General features: G+C 35.1%; 17 protein-coding genes. All 17 read left to right on the top strand.

Annotation, left to right across the window (positions count from 1 at the left end; genetic code table 11):
* Positions 1–14 precede the first annotated feature (14 nt).
* The 17 genes from HMPREF1140_RS03330 to mutS all read left to right on the top strand — a co-directional run bounded on the left by HMPREF1140_RS03330 (position 15) and on the right by mutS (position 18,948).
* Positions 15–746, top strand: coding sequence for a hypothetical protein (locus HMPREF1140_RS03330; RefSeq protein WP_009662419.1), 732 nt, complete (start codon positions 15–17; stop codon positions 744–746).
* Positions 747–779: 33 nt separating this feature from the next.
* Positions 780–1,493: a hypothetical protein gene (locus tag HMPREF1140_RS03325; RefSeq protein WP_009662629.1), complete on the top strand. Its 714-nt coding sequence runs from the start codon at positions 780–782 to the stop codon at positions 1,491–1,493.
* Positions 1,494–1,597: 104 nt separating this feature from the next.
* Positions 1,598–2,302, top strand: coding sequence for a hypothetical protein (locus tag HMPREF1140_RS03320; RefSeq protein WP_009662591.1), 705 nt, complete (start codon positions 1,598–1,600; stop codon positions 2,300–2,302).
* A gap of 8 nt (positions 2,303–2,310) precedes the next feature.
* Positions 2,311–2,991 carry a DUF1287 domain-containing protein gene (locus tag HMPREF1140_RS03315; protein ID WP_009662479.1) on the top strand — a complete coding sequence of 227 codons (681 nt, stop codon included), beginning with the start codon at positions 2,311–2,313 and terminating at the stop codon, positions 2,989–2,991.
* A 9-nt stretch (positions 2,992–3,000) separates the two neighbouring features.
* A complete protein-coding gene (locus HMPREF1140_RS03310; RefSeq protein ID WP_009662410.1) occupies positions 3,001–5,400 on the top strand; it encodes an HAD-IC family P-type ATPase in 2,400 nt (799 codons plus the stop codon).
* 47 nt (positions 5,401–5,447) lie between these two features.
* On the top strand, positions 5,448–6,605 hold the full coding sequence (locus HMPREF1140_RS03305; protein WP_009662638.1) for a Fic family protein: 1,158 nt from the start codon (positions 5,448–5,450) through the stop codon (positions 6,603–6,605).
* A 321-nt stretch (positions 6,606–6,926) separates the two neighbouring features.
* A complete protein-coding gene (gene rpsU / locus HMPREF1140_RS03300) occupies positions 6,927–7,103 on the top strand; it encodes a 30S ribosomal protein S21 (protein ID WP_005539624.1) in 177 nt (58 codons plus the stop codon).
* 71 nt (positions 7,104–7,174) lie between these two features.
* A complete protein-coding gene (locus HMPREF1140_RS03295; protein ID WP_009662491.1) occupies positions 7,175–8,167 on the top strand; it encodes a PhoH family protein in 993 nt (330 codons plus the stop codon).
* A 39-nt stretch (positions 8,168–8,206) separates the two neighbouring features.
* Positions 8,207–8,701 carry an rRNA maturation RNase YbeY gene (gene ybeY / locus HMPREF1140_RS03290; RefSeq protein ID WP_009662538.1) on the top strand — a complete coding sequence of 165 codons (495 nt, stop codon included), beginning with the start codon at positions 8,207–8,209 and terminating at the stop codon, positions 8,699–8,701.
* Positions 8,701–10,356 carry a putative polysaccharide biosynthesis protein gene (locus tag HMPREF1140_RS03285; protein ID WP_009662560.1) on the top strand — a complete coding sequence of 552 codons (1,656 nt, stop codon included), beginning with the start codon at positions 8,701–8,703 and terminating at the stop codon, positions 10,354–10,356. Before ybeY ends, HMPREF1140_RS03285 begins: the two co-directional genes overlap by 1 nt.
* Entirely contained in the window at positions 10,353–11,567 is a 1,215-nt protein-coding gene (locus tag HMPREF1140_RS03280; protein WP_009662552.1) for an NAD(P)/FAD-dependent oxidoreductase, read from the top strand. Before HMPREF1140_RS03285 ends, HMPREF1140_RS03280 begins: the two co-directional genes overlap by 4 nt.
* Positions 11,568–11,577: 10 nt before the next feature.
* Positions 11,578–13,194 carry an NAD(P)/FAD-dependent oxidoreductase gene (locus HMPREF1140_RS03275; protein WP_009662467.1) on the top strand — a complete coding sequence of 539 codons (1,617 nt, stop codon included), beginning with the start codon at positions 11,578–11,580 and terminating at the stop codon, positions 13,192–13,194.
* 1 nt (position 13,195) lies between these two features.
* Complete coding sequence (gene proB / locus HMPREF1140_RS03270; protein ID WP_009662665.1) at positions 13,196–14,032, top strand: glutamate 5-kinase; 837 nt, start codon at positions 13,196–13,198, stop codon at positions 14,030–14,032.
* Between the two features lie 7 nt (positions 14,033–14,039).
* On the top strand, positions 14,040–14,258 hold the full coding sequence (locus HMPREF1140_RS03265) for a DUF896 domain-containing protein (RefSeq protein ID WP_009662571.1): 219 nt from the start codon (positions 14,040–14,042) through the stop codon (positions 14,256–14,258).
* Positions 14,239–14,817, top strand: a complete 579-nt coding sequence (locus HMPREF1140_RS03260) for a 5-formyltetrahydrofolate cyclo-ligase (RefSeq protein WP_242822857.1) — start codon at positions 14,239–14,241, stop codon at positions 14,815–14,817. Before HMPREF1140_RS03265 ends, HMPREF1140_RS03260 begins: the two co-directional genes overlap by 20 nt.
* 54 nt (positions 14,818–14,871) lie before the next feature.
* Positions 14,872–16,299, top strand: a complete 1,428-nt coding sequence (miaB, locus tag HMPREF1140_RS03255; protein WP_009662597.1) for a tRNA (N6-isopentenyl adenosine(37)-C2)-methylthiotransferase MiaB — start codon at positions 14,872–14,874, stop codon at positions 16,297–16,299.
* On the top strand, positions 16,300–18,948 hold the full coding sequence (mutS, locus tag HMPREF1140_RS03250; protein ID WP_009662512.1) for a DNA mismatch repair protein MutS: 2,649 nt from the start codon (positions 16,300–16,302) through the stop codon (positions 18,946–18,948). It begins immediately after the preceding gene.
* The last annotated feature ends 3 nt before the right edge of the window (positions 18,949–18,951 follow it).

The following is an 18,951-nucleotide window of genomic DNA, read 5'->3' as shown; positions in this document are numbered from 1 at the left end:
CTTGAGGTAATATTATGGGTGATGGAAAAAATTACAATCTAGAAGAAGATATCAGTATAAGCAAAGAGGCTGTAGATAGTGAAAATAAAAGTATGAAAAAATATCCGTGGCTAATATCAATACTTTATATTTTGGTATTGTATGGGTGGATCGGTTTTGTTATTTCCGGAATGAAGTACTTTAATTTGAACAAGTGGTTATTTCTAGGTTTTAATATAGCATTTCTTATGGCGTTTATAACACTTCTGACAGTTCAGATCAGTAGAGTATTGCCTGAGATAAGAAGTGGGAATATAGACTATTGTATAAAGAGATTTTTGTTTTTTAAATATACCATTTTACCTTCTACATTGTATTTTATTTTTCTGGCACTTGTTATATTTGTGGGTGGACTGAGTATTTCAATTTTAGCCCTTGTTTTACCTCAAATGCTTTTTCTTGCGCCGTTTATACTTATGGTGGCTTTTATATTGCCGCCGATATTGTTGGCAATCTCTTTTATAGCCGCTTTACCGGGATTTGTTTTGGCAGTAGGCACTGTAATTATAAGTAGAAAACAAAAAGAGATGAAACTTGGTAGCTGCGTTTTACATATACTCCTACAGTTTGTTCCGGTAGTGGATTTGATAGATGCATTATATATTTCGCTACATTATTGGAATAGGGCAAAGAAATTGGCTATAATTACAGCTGTTTCTGCCGGTATACTTATAGTTGCAAGTATAATTTTACATATAATAGGCTAAGAAATAAAAAGTCTAAAAAGGAGATATAGTGATATGGAAAATGATTTTATATTAGAAAAAGACTGTATTATAAATGAGGAATCTCCACAAAAGCATTTCCCATGGATTTTAGGCATAATATATAATATAGTAGTTTACAGATGGGCATATGTTATTATATCTCAGTTAAACAGCACAGAAAAAAAGGAATTTGATATTTTACCTCATATAGTATATCTTATCTTACTTTTAATACCGCTTATATTGCAAATCATAAGCGTGAACAGAGCTATAAAAAGAAATGATATAAATTATTGTATTGACGGAGCGCTTTTTTACGGATACGCAATGTTTCCGGTTTCTCTGTTATGTGCACTATGTATTCTTGGTGTAGCTGTGGGCGAAATATTTATATTGATTGCATGTATGGTAGTACCGGCAACGATCTTTATCGTACCGTTTATTGCAGTACCATGTATTATATTTTTGATGATAATGATATTGTTGTACTATGTTTTATTGTCACCGGGAATGTTAATGGCCGGTTATCTGGTCCGCTGTTATAAAGATGAATATGGTCTAAGTAACAACAAATATAACAGGCATAAGGTTTTTCGATTTATACCCGGAGTAAATTTAATTGATATTTTGTATATTTCAAATAAATACAGGGATAGAGGAAAATCACAAACCGTAATTATAGCAGTTTCCTTAATATTGATGATTCTAACAATCGTTGCGGCAATAGCAATCAGTAGAATATTATAGGTATATAAATGAAATCAAAGAAACTTTTTAGAATCATTGCTGCATGTATTATTTTATATATAATAGGTTAAGAAATAAAAATTCTTAAAAGGAGATATAGTGATATGGAAAATGATTTTATATTAGAAAAAAACTGTATTATAAATGAGGAATCTACACAAAAGCATTTTCCTTGGATTTTGGGTATAATATATAATATAGTGGTTTACAGATGGGCATATGTTATTATATCTCAGTTGAACAGCACAGAAAAAAAGGAATTTGGTATTTTACCTCATATAGTATATTTTATCTTACTTTTAATACTGCTTATATTGCAAATCATAAGCGTGAATAGAGCCATAAAAAGGGAGGATATAAATTATTGCATCAATGGAGCGCTTTTTTATAGATACACTATGTTTCCGATTTCTCTGTTGTGTACAATATGTATTTTTGTTATAGCTATAGGTGAATTAGCTTTATTTATTGCATGTATGGTGGTACCGGCAACAATTGTTATGGCACCGTTCATTGGAATAATATTTATTATATTTTTGGTGATATTAATATTGTTGTATTTCGCTTTATTGTCACCGGGGATGTTAGCGGCATGTTACCTTATCGGTTATATTAAAGATAGACATAAAGTAAAACTGGCTAAATTTACTATGCATATATTACTTCAATTTATACCGGGAATAAATATAATTGATACATTGTATATTACTAATAAATATTGTAAGCGTGGAAAGATATTAGCTATAGGTACAGCAGTTGTCACATTAATAACAATTGTTGCAGCCATAATAATAATTAGAATAGTATAGGTATATAAATGAAATCAAAGAAACTTTTTAGAATCATTGCTGCATGTATATTGCTTGCAGTAATGATTTTACTGATGTTTACAAGACTTTATCATAGAGGTACTTCTGTAAAGAGACCTAAGAATGCTTATAAAAGACATATAGAGCAGTTTAAGAGCAGTGTTGATATGGATAAAGACGGAATTGATGATCAAAGCGATATATTAAACAGTGCTCTTTACTATATACAGACAAAACCGAAGTATGAGAGCAGATACTATATTGGCGGAACACCAAATGACGGTTATGGTGTTTGTACGGATGTTGTAGCTGCGGCACTTTTCGGCGCAGGATATGATTTACAAAAACTTGTGTCTGAGGATATAAATGAGCATCCGCAAAATTATGATATACAATCCCCTGATAAAAATATTGACTACCGTAGAGTAAGAAATCTGCAGGTGTATTTTAAAAATAATACAAAAAGTCTTACTACAGATCTTTCTGAAATAGAAGAGTGGCAGGGTGGAGATATTGTTATTTTTAAAAAGCATATCGGAATAGTATCCGACAGAAGAGATAAAAACGGAGTTCCATATATTATTCATCATGGAAGTAAATATCAAAGAGCATATGAGCAAAAATATCTGAAAAGTAAGTCTGATGAAATAGTCGGACACTACAGATGGGAATTGGAAAGTAAAAATTAAGTTGACACTATGGATGAGATACGAGAGGTAGATAATAACATTATCGGATTAACAGGTAGTGAAGTAGAACAAAGAATTGCTCCGGGTTTAACAAATAAAATAAATACAAACACTGATAAAACAACTTTGGAAATAGTATTGTCAAATGTATGTACATACTTTAACCTGATATTTTTAATTATTTCGATATTACTGATTGTGGTGAGTTCGTTTAGGAATCTTACATTCCTGCCTGTTATTGTCGGAAATACAGTTATAGGTATAGTACAAGAATTGCGTGCAAAAAAGACGCTTGAAAAGATGAAATTTTTAAGTGCACCTCATAGTGATGTGATAAGAGACGGAGTACTTCAAAATGTTTTGTCAGAGGAACTGGTAAAAGATGATATTATTCTTTTAACAGCCGGTAAACAGATTTGTGCCGATGCTTTTGTCATATCCGGAAGCATTCAGGTTAATGAATCACTACTTACAGGTGAGTCTGATGAAATAGAAAAAAATACAGGCAGTAAGCTTTTGTCCGGAAGTTTTGTAGTATCCGGAGAATGCTATGCAAAACTTGAGAAAGTGGGAGAAGAGTCATATATCTCAAAACTCAGTACACAAGCAAAAACTATGAAAAGTAAAGAACAATCGGAGATGATAAGACATATCAATTTGATTGTTAAGGTTGTAGGTATTGTGATCATACCTATAGGTGCGGTTTTATTTTTACAAAGCTTTTATGTAAATGGGGATACTCTTAGAAAAAGTGTAACTTCAACAGTTGCTGCCGTACTTGGAATGATTCCTGAGGGATTGTATTTGCTGACCACAGTTGCGCTTGCCATAAGTACTATGAAACTTGCAACAAAAAAGGTACTGCTTCATGATATGAAAAGTATTGAAACTTTGGCAAGAGTTGATGTGCTCTGTGTTGATAAAACAGGTACGATTACAGAACCTGATATGAAAGTGGAAGATGTGTTCTTATGTAAAGGTGCAAACAGTTCTATAGATTATTCGGATTTTGAAAAATTATTGTTTTCATATGCTCTTGCTTCAAAAGATAATAATGCAACTATGCAGGCTTTAAAAGAATATGCAAATAAGAAAGGTATTAAAGGGGCTGTAGATGCTACTGTAAAGGTACTGCCTTTTTCTTCATCTCTTAAATACGGTAGTATTACATTTGAAGACGGATGTTACATTCTTGGTGCGCCGGAAATTATTTTGAAAGACAATTTTGTTTCTTTTGAAAATGAGATTTTAGACTATACTGAGAAAGGAAGTCGTGTTTTACTTTTTGCAAAGTATGACGGAAGTGATATTGAAGACGGTATAAACGGAAATGTAACTCCTATAGGTTTTATAGCTTTTGAAAATCCTATTCGTGAGAATGCTGTAGATACATTTAACTATTTCAAATCTCAAGGTGTAGATATAAAGGTTATCTCAGGGGATAATCCTTTAACTGTTTCACAAATTGCCTCTCAGGCAGGAATTGAAAATGCCGAAAATTATATTGATGCAAGCCTGCTTGATACCGATAAAAAGATACAGGAGGCAATATCTTTTTATACTGTCTTCGGTCGTGTTACACCTAAACAAAAACAAAAGCTTGTAAAAGCTTTACAGGCAGACGGCCATACTGTTGCCATGACAGGTGACGGTGTAAATGATATTTTGGCAATGAAGGATGCAGACTGCAGTGTGGCAATGGCATCAGGAAGTGAAGCCGCCACTCATGCCGCACAAGTTGTACTACTTGATTCCGACTTTGCACATATGCCTGACCTTGTATATGAGGGCAGGAGAGTTGTTAATAATATAGAGCGCTCTGCAAGTTTGTTTTTGGTAAAAAATATTTTCTCATTGCTTTTAGCCGTATTATCGGCGGTTTTTATGTTTACATATCCACTTGAGCCTGCACAGATTTCTTTTGTAAGTATGTTTACGATTGGAGTACCGGGATTTTTATTGGCTCTTGAGCCGAATAAAAATAGGATAAAGGGAAGTTTTCTTAAAAATGTGCTGATAAAAGCATTGCCGGGCGGACTAACAGACGTTATAGCGGTATTTGCACTTGTGGTATGTGGAGAAGTTTTTGAGATATCCACAGACAGCATCGGAACTGTTGCGACCATGGTTATGTCGGTAGTCGGATTCATGATTTTGATCAAGATAAGCTATCCACTTGATCTTAGAAAATATATAATAATATTTTTAAATATTGCAGGTCTTATATTTACAGGTATATTCCTTAGAAAATTGTTTGCACTTACCGATCTTTCGGGTATAAGTATTCTTCTTATGTTTACTTTTGGTTTTGCTGCGGAATCATTATTTAGAAATATGACGGTTTTGGTAGAAAAAAATCAAATATTACTTGAAAAAATAAGAATAAAACTTGAACAAAAGAAAAAATAAGATATAGTATAAGTAGTAAGTAAAAACTTTGTTTTATGGAGTTGGTTATGAGAGAGTATAGTCCGCTTTTTAACATGAGCGATAGAATGATAAATTTATTGACGGAGATAAGTGAAGAAGTCGGAAGGGTCAGTGTTGTCCTTTCAGGTAAGATGAATCCTTTACTCCGAAAGGAAAACATAATAAAAAAAGTATATGCCTCTTTGGCAATGGAAGAAAGTGATATTTCATTTGAACAGATAAGAGGTTTTATATACGGAGAAAATGTTATTGATAATCACAAGGATATGAGAGTTGTAAAAAATCTATATGAGGCCTATGATATGTCATTTAAATTAAATCCGTATTCAATAAATGACTTGTTCTTTGCACAAAAAATGATACTTAGCGGATTTACTATAGAGTCTACTGAGTTTAGAGAAGATAAGATAGAAAATAACGGCAACGGAATATTTGACAGTAATATAATTCCTTCAAGATTTATTCCGGGAGCTGTAAGAGATATATTTGAATGGTATAAAAGAGACAATCTGCATCCTGTAATAAAATGTGCAATAGTATATCATGAATTTGAACTTTTACAGCCTTTTGCGGCAGGTAACGGCCCTCTTTCAAGATTATGGTTGGATCTTTTGCTTTGTAAGTGGAAGGATATTTTCTTCTGTATGTCTGTTGAGAGCGAGCTTTATAATAGGATACAGGAATATAAGGAGCTTACATACAGTATAGGAAGACCCGGAGAAAGTAATAAGTTTATAGAATTTATTCTTGAGACTATTCTTTTTACATTAAAGAAAGCACAGATAGAAGAGAAAATACCGGTTTGGGGGATGGAATCCGATGCTTCATTTACAAATGGAGACAGTATAAAGCGGGAAAATTCTTTAGGTAGCGGTATGACAGGTAATGCCAAAATGACGGTTGGAAAAGAAGTATCAGGTGGTATAGACGTATCAGGTGACAGTAAAAATACCGCTGTGAGTACAAATAACAAGACAAGTGAGAATACATTTGCAAAAAGACTTGTAAATGTACTTGGGAATGAAGTTCTTACAACAAATGAGATAATGCTTAGGCTTGGCATGACACATAAGCCTACCTTTAGAAAAAATTATCTAAATCCTGCAATAGAGATGGGATTGGTAGAGATGACCGTACCGGGCAAACCAAGAAGCAGGTATCAGAAGTACAGAAAGATATCATAGTCGCAAGATATAGAATAAGATAAAAGAGTGAAGACTATGTTGCCTATAATTAGACCATGATAGACCAAGAAGAGCAAGATATACGATAAACGACTAAGATAATAAGAAACTATGGACTATGATGCAGGCGGTTTCAAAGTAGAAATTTGTATAGCTGTAAGTAATGGATGTAAATGCTCTTGCGCTTCTGTTTTATAAATACACTGAAATTTTACACGCTGCTGCCGTATATTTATTTGAAATACATATTGACGAATCTGTACTTTATGGTATAATGATATAGATTTTGAATTTCACAACCGGAGGGAGGTTAGATCTTAGATGTCAAACGTGATTGTGAAAGAAAACGAGAGTCTTGACAGTGCACTTAGAAGATTCAAAAGAAATTGTGCTAAGGCAGGCATTCAACAAGAAATTCGTAAGAGAGAGCATTACGAGAAGCCAAGCGTAAGACGTAAGAAAAAGTCTGAAGCAGCTAGAAAGCGTAAGTTTAATTAATTGCGTGTTTTCACAACCTCGGTCATTTGACCGGGGTTTTCTTTTTAAAGAAAACTTTTAAGGAGAACAATTTGAGTATAATTGAAAATATTATAGATATACCTATGGAGCATGAAAGGAATGTCTGTGGTGAGTTTGATGTATATTTGAAGAAAATAGAGAGAACGCTGAAGGTAAGTATGATTGCCAGAGACGGCAGTATAAAGATAATAGGCCCGAAACCTTATGTAGATAAGGCGAAATCTGTTTTCAACAATCTTATAGAACTTTCTAAAAGAGGGAATCAAATCACCGAGCAAAATATAGATTATGCCCTTTCATTGTCATTTACACTTGAAGATGACAAGATTCTTGAAATCGATCAGGATGTGATAGCAAGAACTATCCTGGGTAAGCCGATAAAGCCGAAGACTCTGGGTCAAAAACAGTATGTAGATCTTATCAGAGAAAAGATGATAGTTTTTGGTGTAGGCCCTGCAGGAACAGGAAAAACGTATCTTGCTATGGCAATGGCGATACAGGCTTTTAAAGAAGGAAGTGTAAACAGAATTATCCTTACCAGACCTGCAATAGAAGCCGGAGAAAAACTCGGATTTTTACCGGGAGACTTGCAAAGTAAGATTGATCCGTATTTAAGACCTTTATACGATGCGCTGTATCAGATAATGGGTGCCGACAGCTTCTTACACAATCAGGAAAAAGGATTAATTGAAGTTGCACCTCTTGCGTATATGAGAGGTAGAACTCTTGATAATGCATTTATAATTCTTGATGAGGCACAAAATACCACGCCTGCACAGATGAAGATGTTTTTAACAAGAATCGGATTCGGTTCAAAGGTGATAGTGACCGGAGACCAAAGTCAAAAGGACCTTCCTCAGGGGCAGACTTCAGGACTTGACAGTGCACTTAAGATTTTAAAAAATATAGATGATATAGGTATATGTATGTTGACCAATAAGGATGTGGTACGACATCCTTTGGTTCAAAAGATTGTGGAAGCCTATGATATATATGAAAAGAAAAATATATCAAAGGATGATAAAAAGAGATTTAGGAAATAAATACAGCCTTTTTGGCGGATGTTATAATGGTGAGGGAGTATGACTATAGAGATAAGCTATGAGTCTAAAACAAATCTGGATATACCATATGAAGAGATAATAGAAAAGATGGTAGTAGCATCGCTTGATTTTGAAGATTGTCCTTATGAGGCGGAAGTTTCGGTGACAATTGTGGATGATGAGGAAATAAGAAGGATAAATAATGAGTACAGAGGCATTGATAAGTCTACAGATGTGCTTTCATTTCCTTTTAATGAGTTTTCCGCCCCCGGAAATTTTGATGATATTGAAGAAAATATAGATGCATTCAATCCGGAAACCGGAGAATTACTTCTTGGAGATATTATACTTTCTACAGAGCATATACTGGAACAGGCCAAGGAGTACGGACATAGTAAGACCAGAGAGCTGGCTTTTTTGGTGGTACATTCTATGCTTCATCTAATGGGTTACGATCATATGGAAGATGACGAAAGAATGGTTATGGAAGATAGACAAAGAAAAATTTTAGAGCTTGAGGGGATTAGCAGATAATGCCGGAAAAAACAACAAAGAAAGAATCTAATAATTTTTTGGTGCAGGGAGCCATATTGGCTGTTGCAGGAATTTTGGTCAGACTTATTGGACTTGCCTACAGAGTACCTCTTCTTAGAATAATAGGAAGTAAGGGTATGGGATATTATTCCACTGCATATAATCTGTATGCGATTATTCTTTTGCTTTCTTCATATTCATTGCCACTTGCGGTAAGTAAGATGGTTTCTTCAAGAATTGCAAAGAATGAATATAGGAATGCAAATAAAATACTGAGGGCTGCCCTTATATATGCAACAATAGTGGGAGGCCTTGGTTTTGTTATCGTTTTTTTCGGAGCAAACTTTTTTGCAAGTAATCTTTATCAAATGCCTTTAGCAAAGTATGCGCTTCAAAGTCTGGCGCCTACTATATGGATCATGGCATATCTGGGAGTGCTTCGAGGATATTTCCAAGGTCACTCCACCATGGTGCCTACTGCACTTTCTCAAATTTTTGAACAGATAATAAATGCGGCCGTATCGGTAGGTGCTGCTTATTATTTGTGTGAGATGGCATTAAAGCAGGCAAAGGGAGAAAATGTAAAGGCGGCTTACGGTGCGGCAGGAGGTACAATAGGTACAGGCGCAGGTACAGTTATAGCCTTGCTTGTAATGCTTGCATTCTTTTTTGTGACTGCAAATGTGAGAAGAAAGAATATTGTAAATGATAAAACTCTAAGAAAAGAAAGTTTTTCTACAATTACAAGAGTATTGATACTTACGGTAATACCTGTAATAGCGTCTACAGCTATTTATAATATAAATTCTGTTCTTGACGGTATGGTATTCGGACAGAGTATGAAAGCCTTAGGACTTGAAGAAGAGACCTCAAGACTTTACGGAATATATACAGGAGGTTATCTTGTACTTGTAAATGTTCCTGTAGCTATAGCAAATGCAATGTCTTCATCTCTTATTCCAACGATTTCAAGGAGTTTCAGTAAGGGTGAAAGAGGTGATGTAAACTCAAAGATATCAATGGTTATAAGATTTGCCACCATTGTAAGTTTTCCATGTGCAATAGGACTTGCAGTTATTTCAATGCCTGTAATGGGGATATTGTTTAATTCGATGGAAGATGCCATGTTGGCTGCATATTTGATGATATTGGGATCTGGAGTTGTTGTATTGTATTCCGTTTCAACAGTTACAAATGCTGTACTTCAGGGAACCAGTCTCATAAATAAGCCGGTTAAGAATGCTTTTATATCACTTATAATACATTTTATTATACTGTATATACTGTTATTTACATTTAAATCAAATGTAATAGGTTTGGTATTCGGAAATATGGTCTTTGCTCTTTCGATGTGTGTTCTAAATGCGAGAAGTATAAGAAGAAATCTATCCTATAAACAGGAGCTTATAAAGACTTATCTTATGCCTTTTATTTGTGCGGGATTAATGGGAATAGTTGTATATATTGTATACACATTTATTTTAAAATTCAGCAGCAGTAGAGTAATACTTACATTGATACCTATTATGGTTGGAGCACCTGTTTATGCAATACTTTTGATCGGTACAAGAACCATATCAAAGAATGAGATATTGCAGATGCCAAAGGGCAGAAAAATAGTAAATATTTTACAGAAAGTCAGGCTTTTGAAATGAAAGTTGGGATTGTAGGCGGTGGAGCAGCAGGTATTATGTCTGCTCTATTTGCGTGTAAGGGAAAGGATGAAGTTACTGTTATTGAGCACAATGACAAGCTTCTAAAGAAGATACTTTCTACCGGAAACGGAAAATGTAATTTTACAAATACAAAATTAGAGCCTTCAAATTATCACAATAATGAAAGGGCAATAAAGTTTATAGAGAGATTTAATCAATTTGATACTATAAAGTTTTTTAACAGTATAGGGGTAATAGAGTATATAAGAGACGGGTATACTTATCCAAACTCGGAACAGGCGGCTTCTATCAGAAACTCACTTTTAATGGAGCTTGAAAGATATGATGTGAATATACTTTTAAATACCTATGTAACAGATATATCTAAGGATGAAGATGTATTTACACTTTGTGTTTGCAATGCAAATGATAAAAGTAAATCAAAGCTTTATTTTGATAAGATTATTATTGCTACAGGTTTAAAAGCCGCACCGAAGCTTGGAAGTGACGGATCCTTTTTCCATATTTTAAAAAAACTTGACATAAAATATAAGCCTGTTTTGCCTGCACTTTGCGGTATCAGTTTGGAGGGTAAAAACTTCTTTAAGATAACATCAGGTGTAAGGGCAAAGGGAAAAATATCGGTTTCTGTTAAGGATGTGGAAGTTGCAAGTGATTTTGGAGAACTACAGTTTGGTGATACAGGTATATCCGGGATACCTACATTTCAAGTAAGCAGATATGTAAGTATTGCTCTTGATAAAAAAGAAGAAGTTAGAGTTTCTCTTGATATGTTTTCACATCTTGGAAGTATAGAAAACATATTAAATGCGAGAAGGAAAATACCTTCATTTGTTACTATGGAGGATATAGGAAACGGACTTATAAACTCCAAACTTTGGATTGGAATACTTGGTTTGGCAGATATACGTGCCGATTTAAAAATAAAAAAATGTGATAATAAGAGTTTTGAAAGATTAATTTCTATTTGTAAAGAGATAAATTTTAATGTTAAAGGTACCGGAGATTTTGACAAGGCTCAAGTTTGTACAGGTGGTATTGCCTTAGATGATGTGGATGATAATCTGATGTATAGGGATATTAAAAACTTGTACTTTGCAGGTGAAATACTTGATGTTGACGGAATTTGCGGAGGCTACAATTTGCAGTGGGCATGGACATCCGGATATATAGCCGGTGTCACAAGATAAGGAAGATAAAATGTTACATATAAATTCTTTACAGCTAAATGTACATCATGATGAAAATGATTTAAAGAAAAAAATTGCCAAGACTATTGGCTGTAATATAGACGAGATAAAAGAATATGAAATAAGGAAAAGATCAATAGATGCAAGAAAAAAGCCTGACATCTCTTATTCTTATTCCATAGATGTCGGCCTTTTAAATGAGGCTAAATATTTAAACAAAAATAAAGCTTTGAGCATTGCAAAGCCGGTAGTTTATGCTTATGAAGATGCCGGGAAGCTTGAAATACAGGAAGAGAGTAAAAGACCTGTGGTGGTCGGATTTGGCCCTGCGGGTATATTTGCCGCACTTTTACTTGCAAGATACGGTTTAAAGCCTATAGTAATAGAGCGAGGTGGCTGTGTTGAAGACAGAACCCTGAGTGTAAATAAATTCTGGAGTGAAGGAAAGCTTGACACAGAGTCCAATGTTTCTTTTGGAGAAGGAGGAGCAGGTACATTCTCGGACGGAAAATTAAATACTTTGGTAAAAGATACTTTCGGTAGAAATAAATTTGTATTAAAGTCTTTGGTGGAATATGGAGCACCAAAGGAAATTTTGTATGATAATAAGCCGCATATAGGTACAGACCTTTTGACAGGCATAGTAAGAAAGATAAGAGAAGAAATAAAGGAGCTTGGCGGAGAGGTAAGATTTGATACCAAGCTTATAAATATAGAAAATATAAAAGATAATAAAAAGAAGATAGAAGCAGTAAACAATAGAAATGGTGAACATGAAATAATAGAATGTGAAAATATAATACTTGCACTTGGACATAGTGCCAGGGATACCTTTAAAGCTTTAAAGGAAATGGGAGTTTATATGGAGCCGAAGTCCTTTGCACTTGGTATAAGAGTTTCTCATTCACAGCATTTGATAGATGTCTCACAGTATGGCAATAAAGAAGCAAAGTTTTTATCGCCTGCACCTTATAAACTTACATTTAAGTCAAGCTTTGATAGAGGTGTGTATTCATTTTGTATGTGTCCGGGCGGATTTATAGTAAATGCTTCTACAGAAGCCGGAAGAATTGCTATAAACGGTATGAGCTATCATAAGAGAGATTCGGGAGAGGCAAATTCCGCTATTATTGTAAGTGTATCTGAAGAAGATTTTGATAAATACGCAGATTCTAAAGATCCTCTAAAAGGTATCGAGTTTCAAAGAAGACTTGAAGAAGAAACCTTTAATATGGGTAAAGGAAAAGTTCCTGTACAAAAACTGGTAGATTTCCTTGCAGGAAGAGAGAGTAGCGGATTTGATAATACAAATTTAAAGATAAAGGGAAATACTACTATTGCCAGAGTGGACAAGCTCTTCCCAAAAGAAATATACGAGAGTATGAAAGAGGCATTTTCAGATTTTAACCGTAAGATAAAAGGATTTATAAATGAAGATGCCTATGTAGCAGCCATAGAATCAAGAACTTCATCACCGATAAGAATAAACAGGGATGAGTCTTTACAAGCGAATATTTCCGGAATATATCCATGTGGTGAGGGTGCCGGATATGCGGGCGGCATAATGAGTGCTGCCATGGACGGATTAAAGGTTGCGGAAAGAATTATTGAAAAGTATAAGGAGTAGTATGGATATAAGACAAAAGGTAAAAGATGCAAAAAGAATTGTAATAAAAATCGGTTCTTCAAGTATCACTCATTCTGAGACAGGCGAGCTTCATCTTTCAAAAATAGAAAAACTGATAAGACAGATAGCAGATCTTAGAGGAGCCGGAAAGGAAGTTGTATTGGTTTCATCAGGTGCTATTGCAACAGGAAGACATTCTCTTGGTATAAATGAAAAACCTTCCACACTGTCAGGGAAGCAGGCTCTTGCAGCTATAGGACAGGCCAGACTTATTATGGAGTATAGAAAGCTTTTTTCAGAGTACAATCTTAGAATAGCTCAGATTTTGATGACAAAATCAACTATAACCAATGAGATTTACCGTGAAAATGCAAAGGCTACTTTTACTCAGCTGCTTGTATATGGTGCGGTACCGATTGTAAATGAAAACGATACCATATCTACCTATGAGATTCAGTTTGGTGACAATGACAGATTGTCGGCACTTGTAAGTGCACTTGTGGAGGCTGACCTTCTTATACTTTTATCTGATATTGACGGACTTTATACCGATGATCCGAATACAAATAAGGATGCAGAGTTTATAAGCTTTGTAGAGGATGTAGACAAATATATGGATATGGGAAAAGCTACATCAAAGTCCGGTCTTGGAACAGGTGGAATGTATACAAAACTTTTGGCGGCACAGATTGCAACCAATTCAGGCTGCGATATGGTAATTGCAAGTGCAGAGGATATGAGTATAATAGAAAATATTGCAAATGGTGAGGAGATAGGGACTTATTTTCCGGCCAAGAGCAATAAGGATTTTGACATGTTAGATTGTTTGGAAGAGTAGGTGGAAAATGGATAATACAAAAATAGATAGAATAAATACATTGGCTAATAAGCAAAAGAGTGTAGGACTTACAGAAGAAGAAAAGATAGAGCAGGCAGAGCTCAGAAAAGAGTATATCGAATCAATAAGAGCAAGCTTAAGAGCAAATCTTAATAATATTTCAATACAAGAGGCTGACGGTAGTATAACAGACCTTGGGGAGAAGTTTGGAAAGAAGAATGGATAAGGCTGAGCTTAGAAAGTACTTATTGGAAAAGAGAAATTCACTCTCAAGAGAGGAAGTCTTATCTGCAAGTGAGAGTATAATAAGAGAAATAGATGCTTTAATAAAGAAAAATAAAAGTATTGTACTCTTAGGATTTATGCCGCTTGGAAATGAGATAGACCTAAGAGCATTATACAAAAAGATACTTGCCGGATACTACAAGGAAAATTTTGATATAGATATTATATTGGGACTTCCAAGAGTATGCGGTAAGGAAATGAGATTTTTTAAGATAGATTCACTTGATAATCTTGAAAAATCGAAGTTCGGTATAATGGAACCAAGGCTTAACAGTGAAGAAATCATTGCAAAAAATGCTCATGTAATGGTTCCTCTTATAGGACTTGATAAAGATAAGAGAAGGCTTGGCTTTGGCGGCGGATTTTATGATAAATATTTTGGAAAACATAAAGATAATAAATTGTATGGTTTAGTTTATGATTTTCAGATGAATATTGATTTTGAAGTAAATGAATATGATATTGCAATGGATCATATATTTATGGCGAAAGTTGGATAAGTTATCGGGAGATTGCGTGACGTATTCTAAGTTAAAGATATTAGAAAGAGGATTATGGAGAATTTAATACCTAATGAAGAACCGTTAAGACAGGAATATTTCATGTCTGAGGTCAATGATATAATACATGCAAAGGCAATTGAAAGGGGAGTATATCCGACTTATAAGGTGGTGACCTTTGGTTGTCAGATGAATGCAAGAGATTCCGAGAAGCTTTCAGGAATACTTACAGGAATCGGATATATGGAAGCTGAGAATGAGGAGGATGCAGACCTTGTACTTTTTAATACCTGCACTGTAAGAGAGAATGCAAATGACAGACTCTATGGTAGAGTGGGACAGCTCAAAAAAAGCAAGGAAAAAAATCCGGATATGATAATCGGTATCTGCGGATGTATGATGCAGGAAGCTGAAGAGGTTGAAAAGATCAAAAAATCCTACAGACATGTGGATCTTGTTTTTGGAACCCACAATATATATAAACTTGCAGAGATACTTTTTGAGCATCTTACGACTAAAAAGCAGGTTGTAAATGTTATGGAAAGCGCCGAGATGATTGTGGAGAAACTTCCGAATAAGAGAGAGTTTGCCTTTAAATCAGGTGTAAATATCACATTTGGTTGTAATAACTTTTGCAGTTATTGCATAGTGCCATATGTAAGAGGCAGGGAAAGATCAAGAAAGCCCGAGGAGATAATAGATGAGATTAGGGGTTTGGTGGCTGACGGTGTAAAGGAAATTATGCTGCTTGGGCAAAATGTGAACTCATATGGCAGAGGACTGGAAGAAGAGATAAGTTTTGCGACTCTATTAGATAGAATTGCACAGATAGACGGTTTGGAGCGACTAAGATTTATGACACCACATCCTAAGGATCTTTCAGATGAAGTCATAGAGGTGATGAAGAATAATAAAAAGATTTGCAAACATTTACATCTCCCGCTGCAGTCGGGAAGCTCTGCGATTCTTAAAAAAATGAATCGAGTATATACTAAAGAGGGTTATCTTGACCTGGTAAGAAGAATAAAGGCGGCTATTCCGGATATTTCACTTACAACAGATATTATAGTGGGATTCCCTGGAGAAACTGAGGAAGATTTCCTTGATACTTTAGATGTGGTAAAAGAGGTTAGATATGACTCTGCATTTACATTTATTTATTCAAAGCGTTCAGGAACACCTGCTGCAAAGATGGAGGATCAGATAGATCCTAAGGTTATCAAGGACAGATTTGACAGACTTTTAAAAACCGTACAGGATATTGCGGCGGAAAATACAAAGAAAAATGAAGGAAAATGTATGCCTGTTTTGGTAGAGGGCAAGAATGATCATCTTGAGGGTTATCTTAGCGGAAAGCTTGAGAATAACTTAACAGTACATTTCAAAGGTCAAGAAAGACTTATAGGTGAAATAGTGGATGTTATCTTGGATGAAGCAAAGGGATTCTACTATATGGGACATATAAAGACAAGTGAGGCATAAATGGCACTATCTCCTATGATGTCAAAATATCTGGAGACTAAGAAAGAGTATCCGGATTGTATACTTTTTTATCGTCTGGGCGATTTTTATGAAATGTTTTTTGAGGATGCTACTGAAGTGGCAAGGGAGCTTGAACTTACCCTTACAGGTAAGGATTGTGGACTTGAAGAGAGAGCACCTATGTGCGGTGTGCCATATCATGCTGCGGAAACTTATATAAACAGACTTGTACAAAACGGTCATAAGGTTGCGATTGCGGAGCAGATGGAAGATCCTAAGCTTGCAAAGGGACTTGTAAAAAGAGAAGTTGTTAGAATTGTTACTCCGGGTACTATTACAAGTACCGGAGTATTAGCTGATGATAAAAATAATTATATTATTTCTATTTTCTATATTGATGAGAGATTCGGGCTTGCAATATGTGATATTTCAACCGGAGATTTCTTTGTTACAGAGCTGGTTTCCATAAGAGAACTCTTTGATGAGATACAAAAGTACCAGCCAACAGAGATTATATGTAATCATGCTTTTGAGATCAGCGGTATTTCACTTGAGGAACTAAAGAAAAAATATAATATTACAATAACATCTCTTGATAATACATATTTCAGTGAGAAAAACAGTATAGATATATTAAAGAGACATTTTGCGGTTTCAAGTATTGAAGCATTGGGACTTTCAGAGTTTTTGGATGCGACCATCTCATCAGGAGCAATGCTTAGATATCTCTATGAGATGCAAAAGAGCTCCTGTGCACAGATAGTTGGAATAAGTGCATATAAAAACGGAGACTATATGATAGTGGATACAAGCTCAAGAAGAAATCTTGAGTTGGTGGAAACTATGAGAGAGAAAAAGAAAAACGGCTCACTTTTGGGTGTACTTGATAAGACAAATACAGCTATGGGTGCCAGAATGCTTAGAGGTTTTTTGGAGCAGCCGCTTGTAAATAAAGAAAGAATAATAAACAGGCAGGAAGCCGTGGCGGAACTCTTTGACAGATATATTGACAGAGAAGAGCTCAGAGAATATTTAAATCCGATTTATGATTTGGAAAGACTGATGTCAAGAGTTGTAACAAAGAATGCCAATACCAGAGATCTTCTATCATTATCTGCTTCTATGAAGATGATTAGTCCGATAAAAGAGGTTTTAAAGACTTTCGAGTCTGAAGAGATTAAAAAGACAAATAATAATCTCGACAGGCTTGAAGATATTATTGATATTATAGACAGGGCTATAAATGAGGACAGTCCGCTTTCATTAAAAGAGGGTAATATCATAAATACCGGATATAATAATGAGATAGATAAGCTTAGGCAGGCAAAAACCGAGGGTAAGAACTGGCTGGCTTCTTTGGAGTCTGAAGAAAAAGAAAAAACCGGAATAAAAAATTTGAAGGTGAAGTTTAATAAGGTATTCGGATATTATTTTGAGGTAACCAATTCATTCAAAGATATGGTGCCGGATTATTTTATACGAAAGCAGACTCTTACCAATGCTGAAAGATATACCACAGATAAGCTTAAAGATTTGGAAAATATAATACTTGGAGCTGAGGATAAGTTAAACAGTCTGGAGTATGAAGTTTTTGTTGAAATCAGAGATGAGATTGCAAAGAATGTAAACAGAATACAATCAAGTGCCAAGGCGGTTGCTTATATAGATGCCATATGTTCATTGGCCACAGTTGCTTATAACAATAACTATGTAAAACCTGAAATAAATACTACAGGCATTATTGACATAAAGGATGGCAGGCATCCGGTAGTAGAGACAATGCTAAATGATGATTCGTTTATTGCAAATGATACATATCTTGATCAGAATAAGAAAAGAATGTCTATTATTACCGGACCGAATATGGCAGGTAAGTCAACTTATATGAGACAGACAGCTCTAATTTGTATGATGGCTCAGATTGGAAGCTTTGTTCCTGCAAAACAGGCAAATTTATGTGTTTGTGACAGAATATTTACCAGAGTGGGTGCTTCAGATGACCTTGCAAGCGGTCAGTCAACCTTTATGGTGGAGATGACTGAGGTTGCAAATATTCTTAGAAATGCTACCAGAAACTCTTTGGTTATTTTAGATGAGATAGGAAGAGGTACATCTACTTTTGACGGTCTTGCTATTGCCTGGGCGGTTGTAGAGCATATTTCAAATATAAAGCTGATAGGTGCAAAAACTCTTTTTGCAACACATTATCATGAGCTTTCTGAGCTTGAGGGTACACTTCCGGGTGTAAATAATTACTGTATTTCCGTAAAGGAAAACGGTGATAATATAGTATTTCTTAGAAAGATAATCACAGGTGGTGCTGATAAGAGCTACGGTATACAGGTAGCAAAACTTGCAGGAGTACCCGACAGTGTGACAAACAGAGCAAAGGAGCTTATAGAGGAGCTTTCAAGCGCTGATATTGCGACCAGAGCCAGAGAGATTGCAGAAGCCACACCGGCGGTTTCAAAGAGAAAACCTGTAAAGAAGATGAGTGAAGTGGAGGCGGGCCAGCTTTCACTATTTGATGCAATAAATAATGATACGATTATTAAGGAAATTTCAGAAATTGATATTACTTCAATGACTCCTATGGATGCCTTGAACACATTGTATGCTTTGCAGAATAAGATAAAGAACAGGATATAAGTA

The organism is Lachnoanaerobaculum sp. ICM7, assembly GCF_000287675.1.
Lineage (GTDB): Bacteria > Bacillota > Clostridia > Lachnospirales > Lachnospiraceae > Lachnoanaerobaculum.
This window is presented reverse-complemented; position numbering and strand designations above follow the sequence as displayed.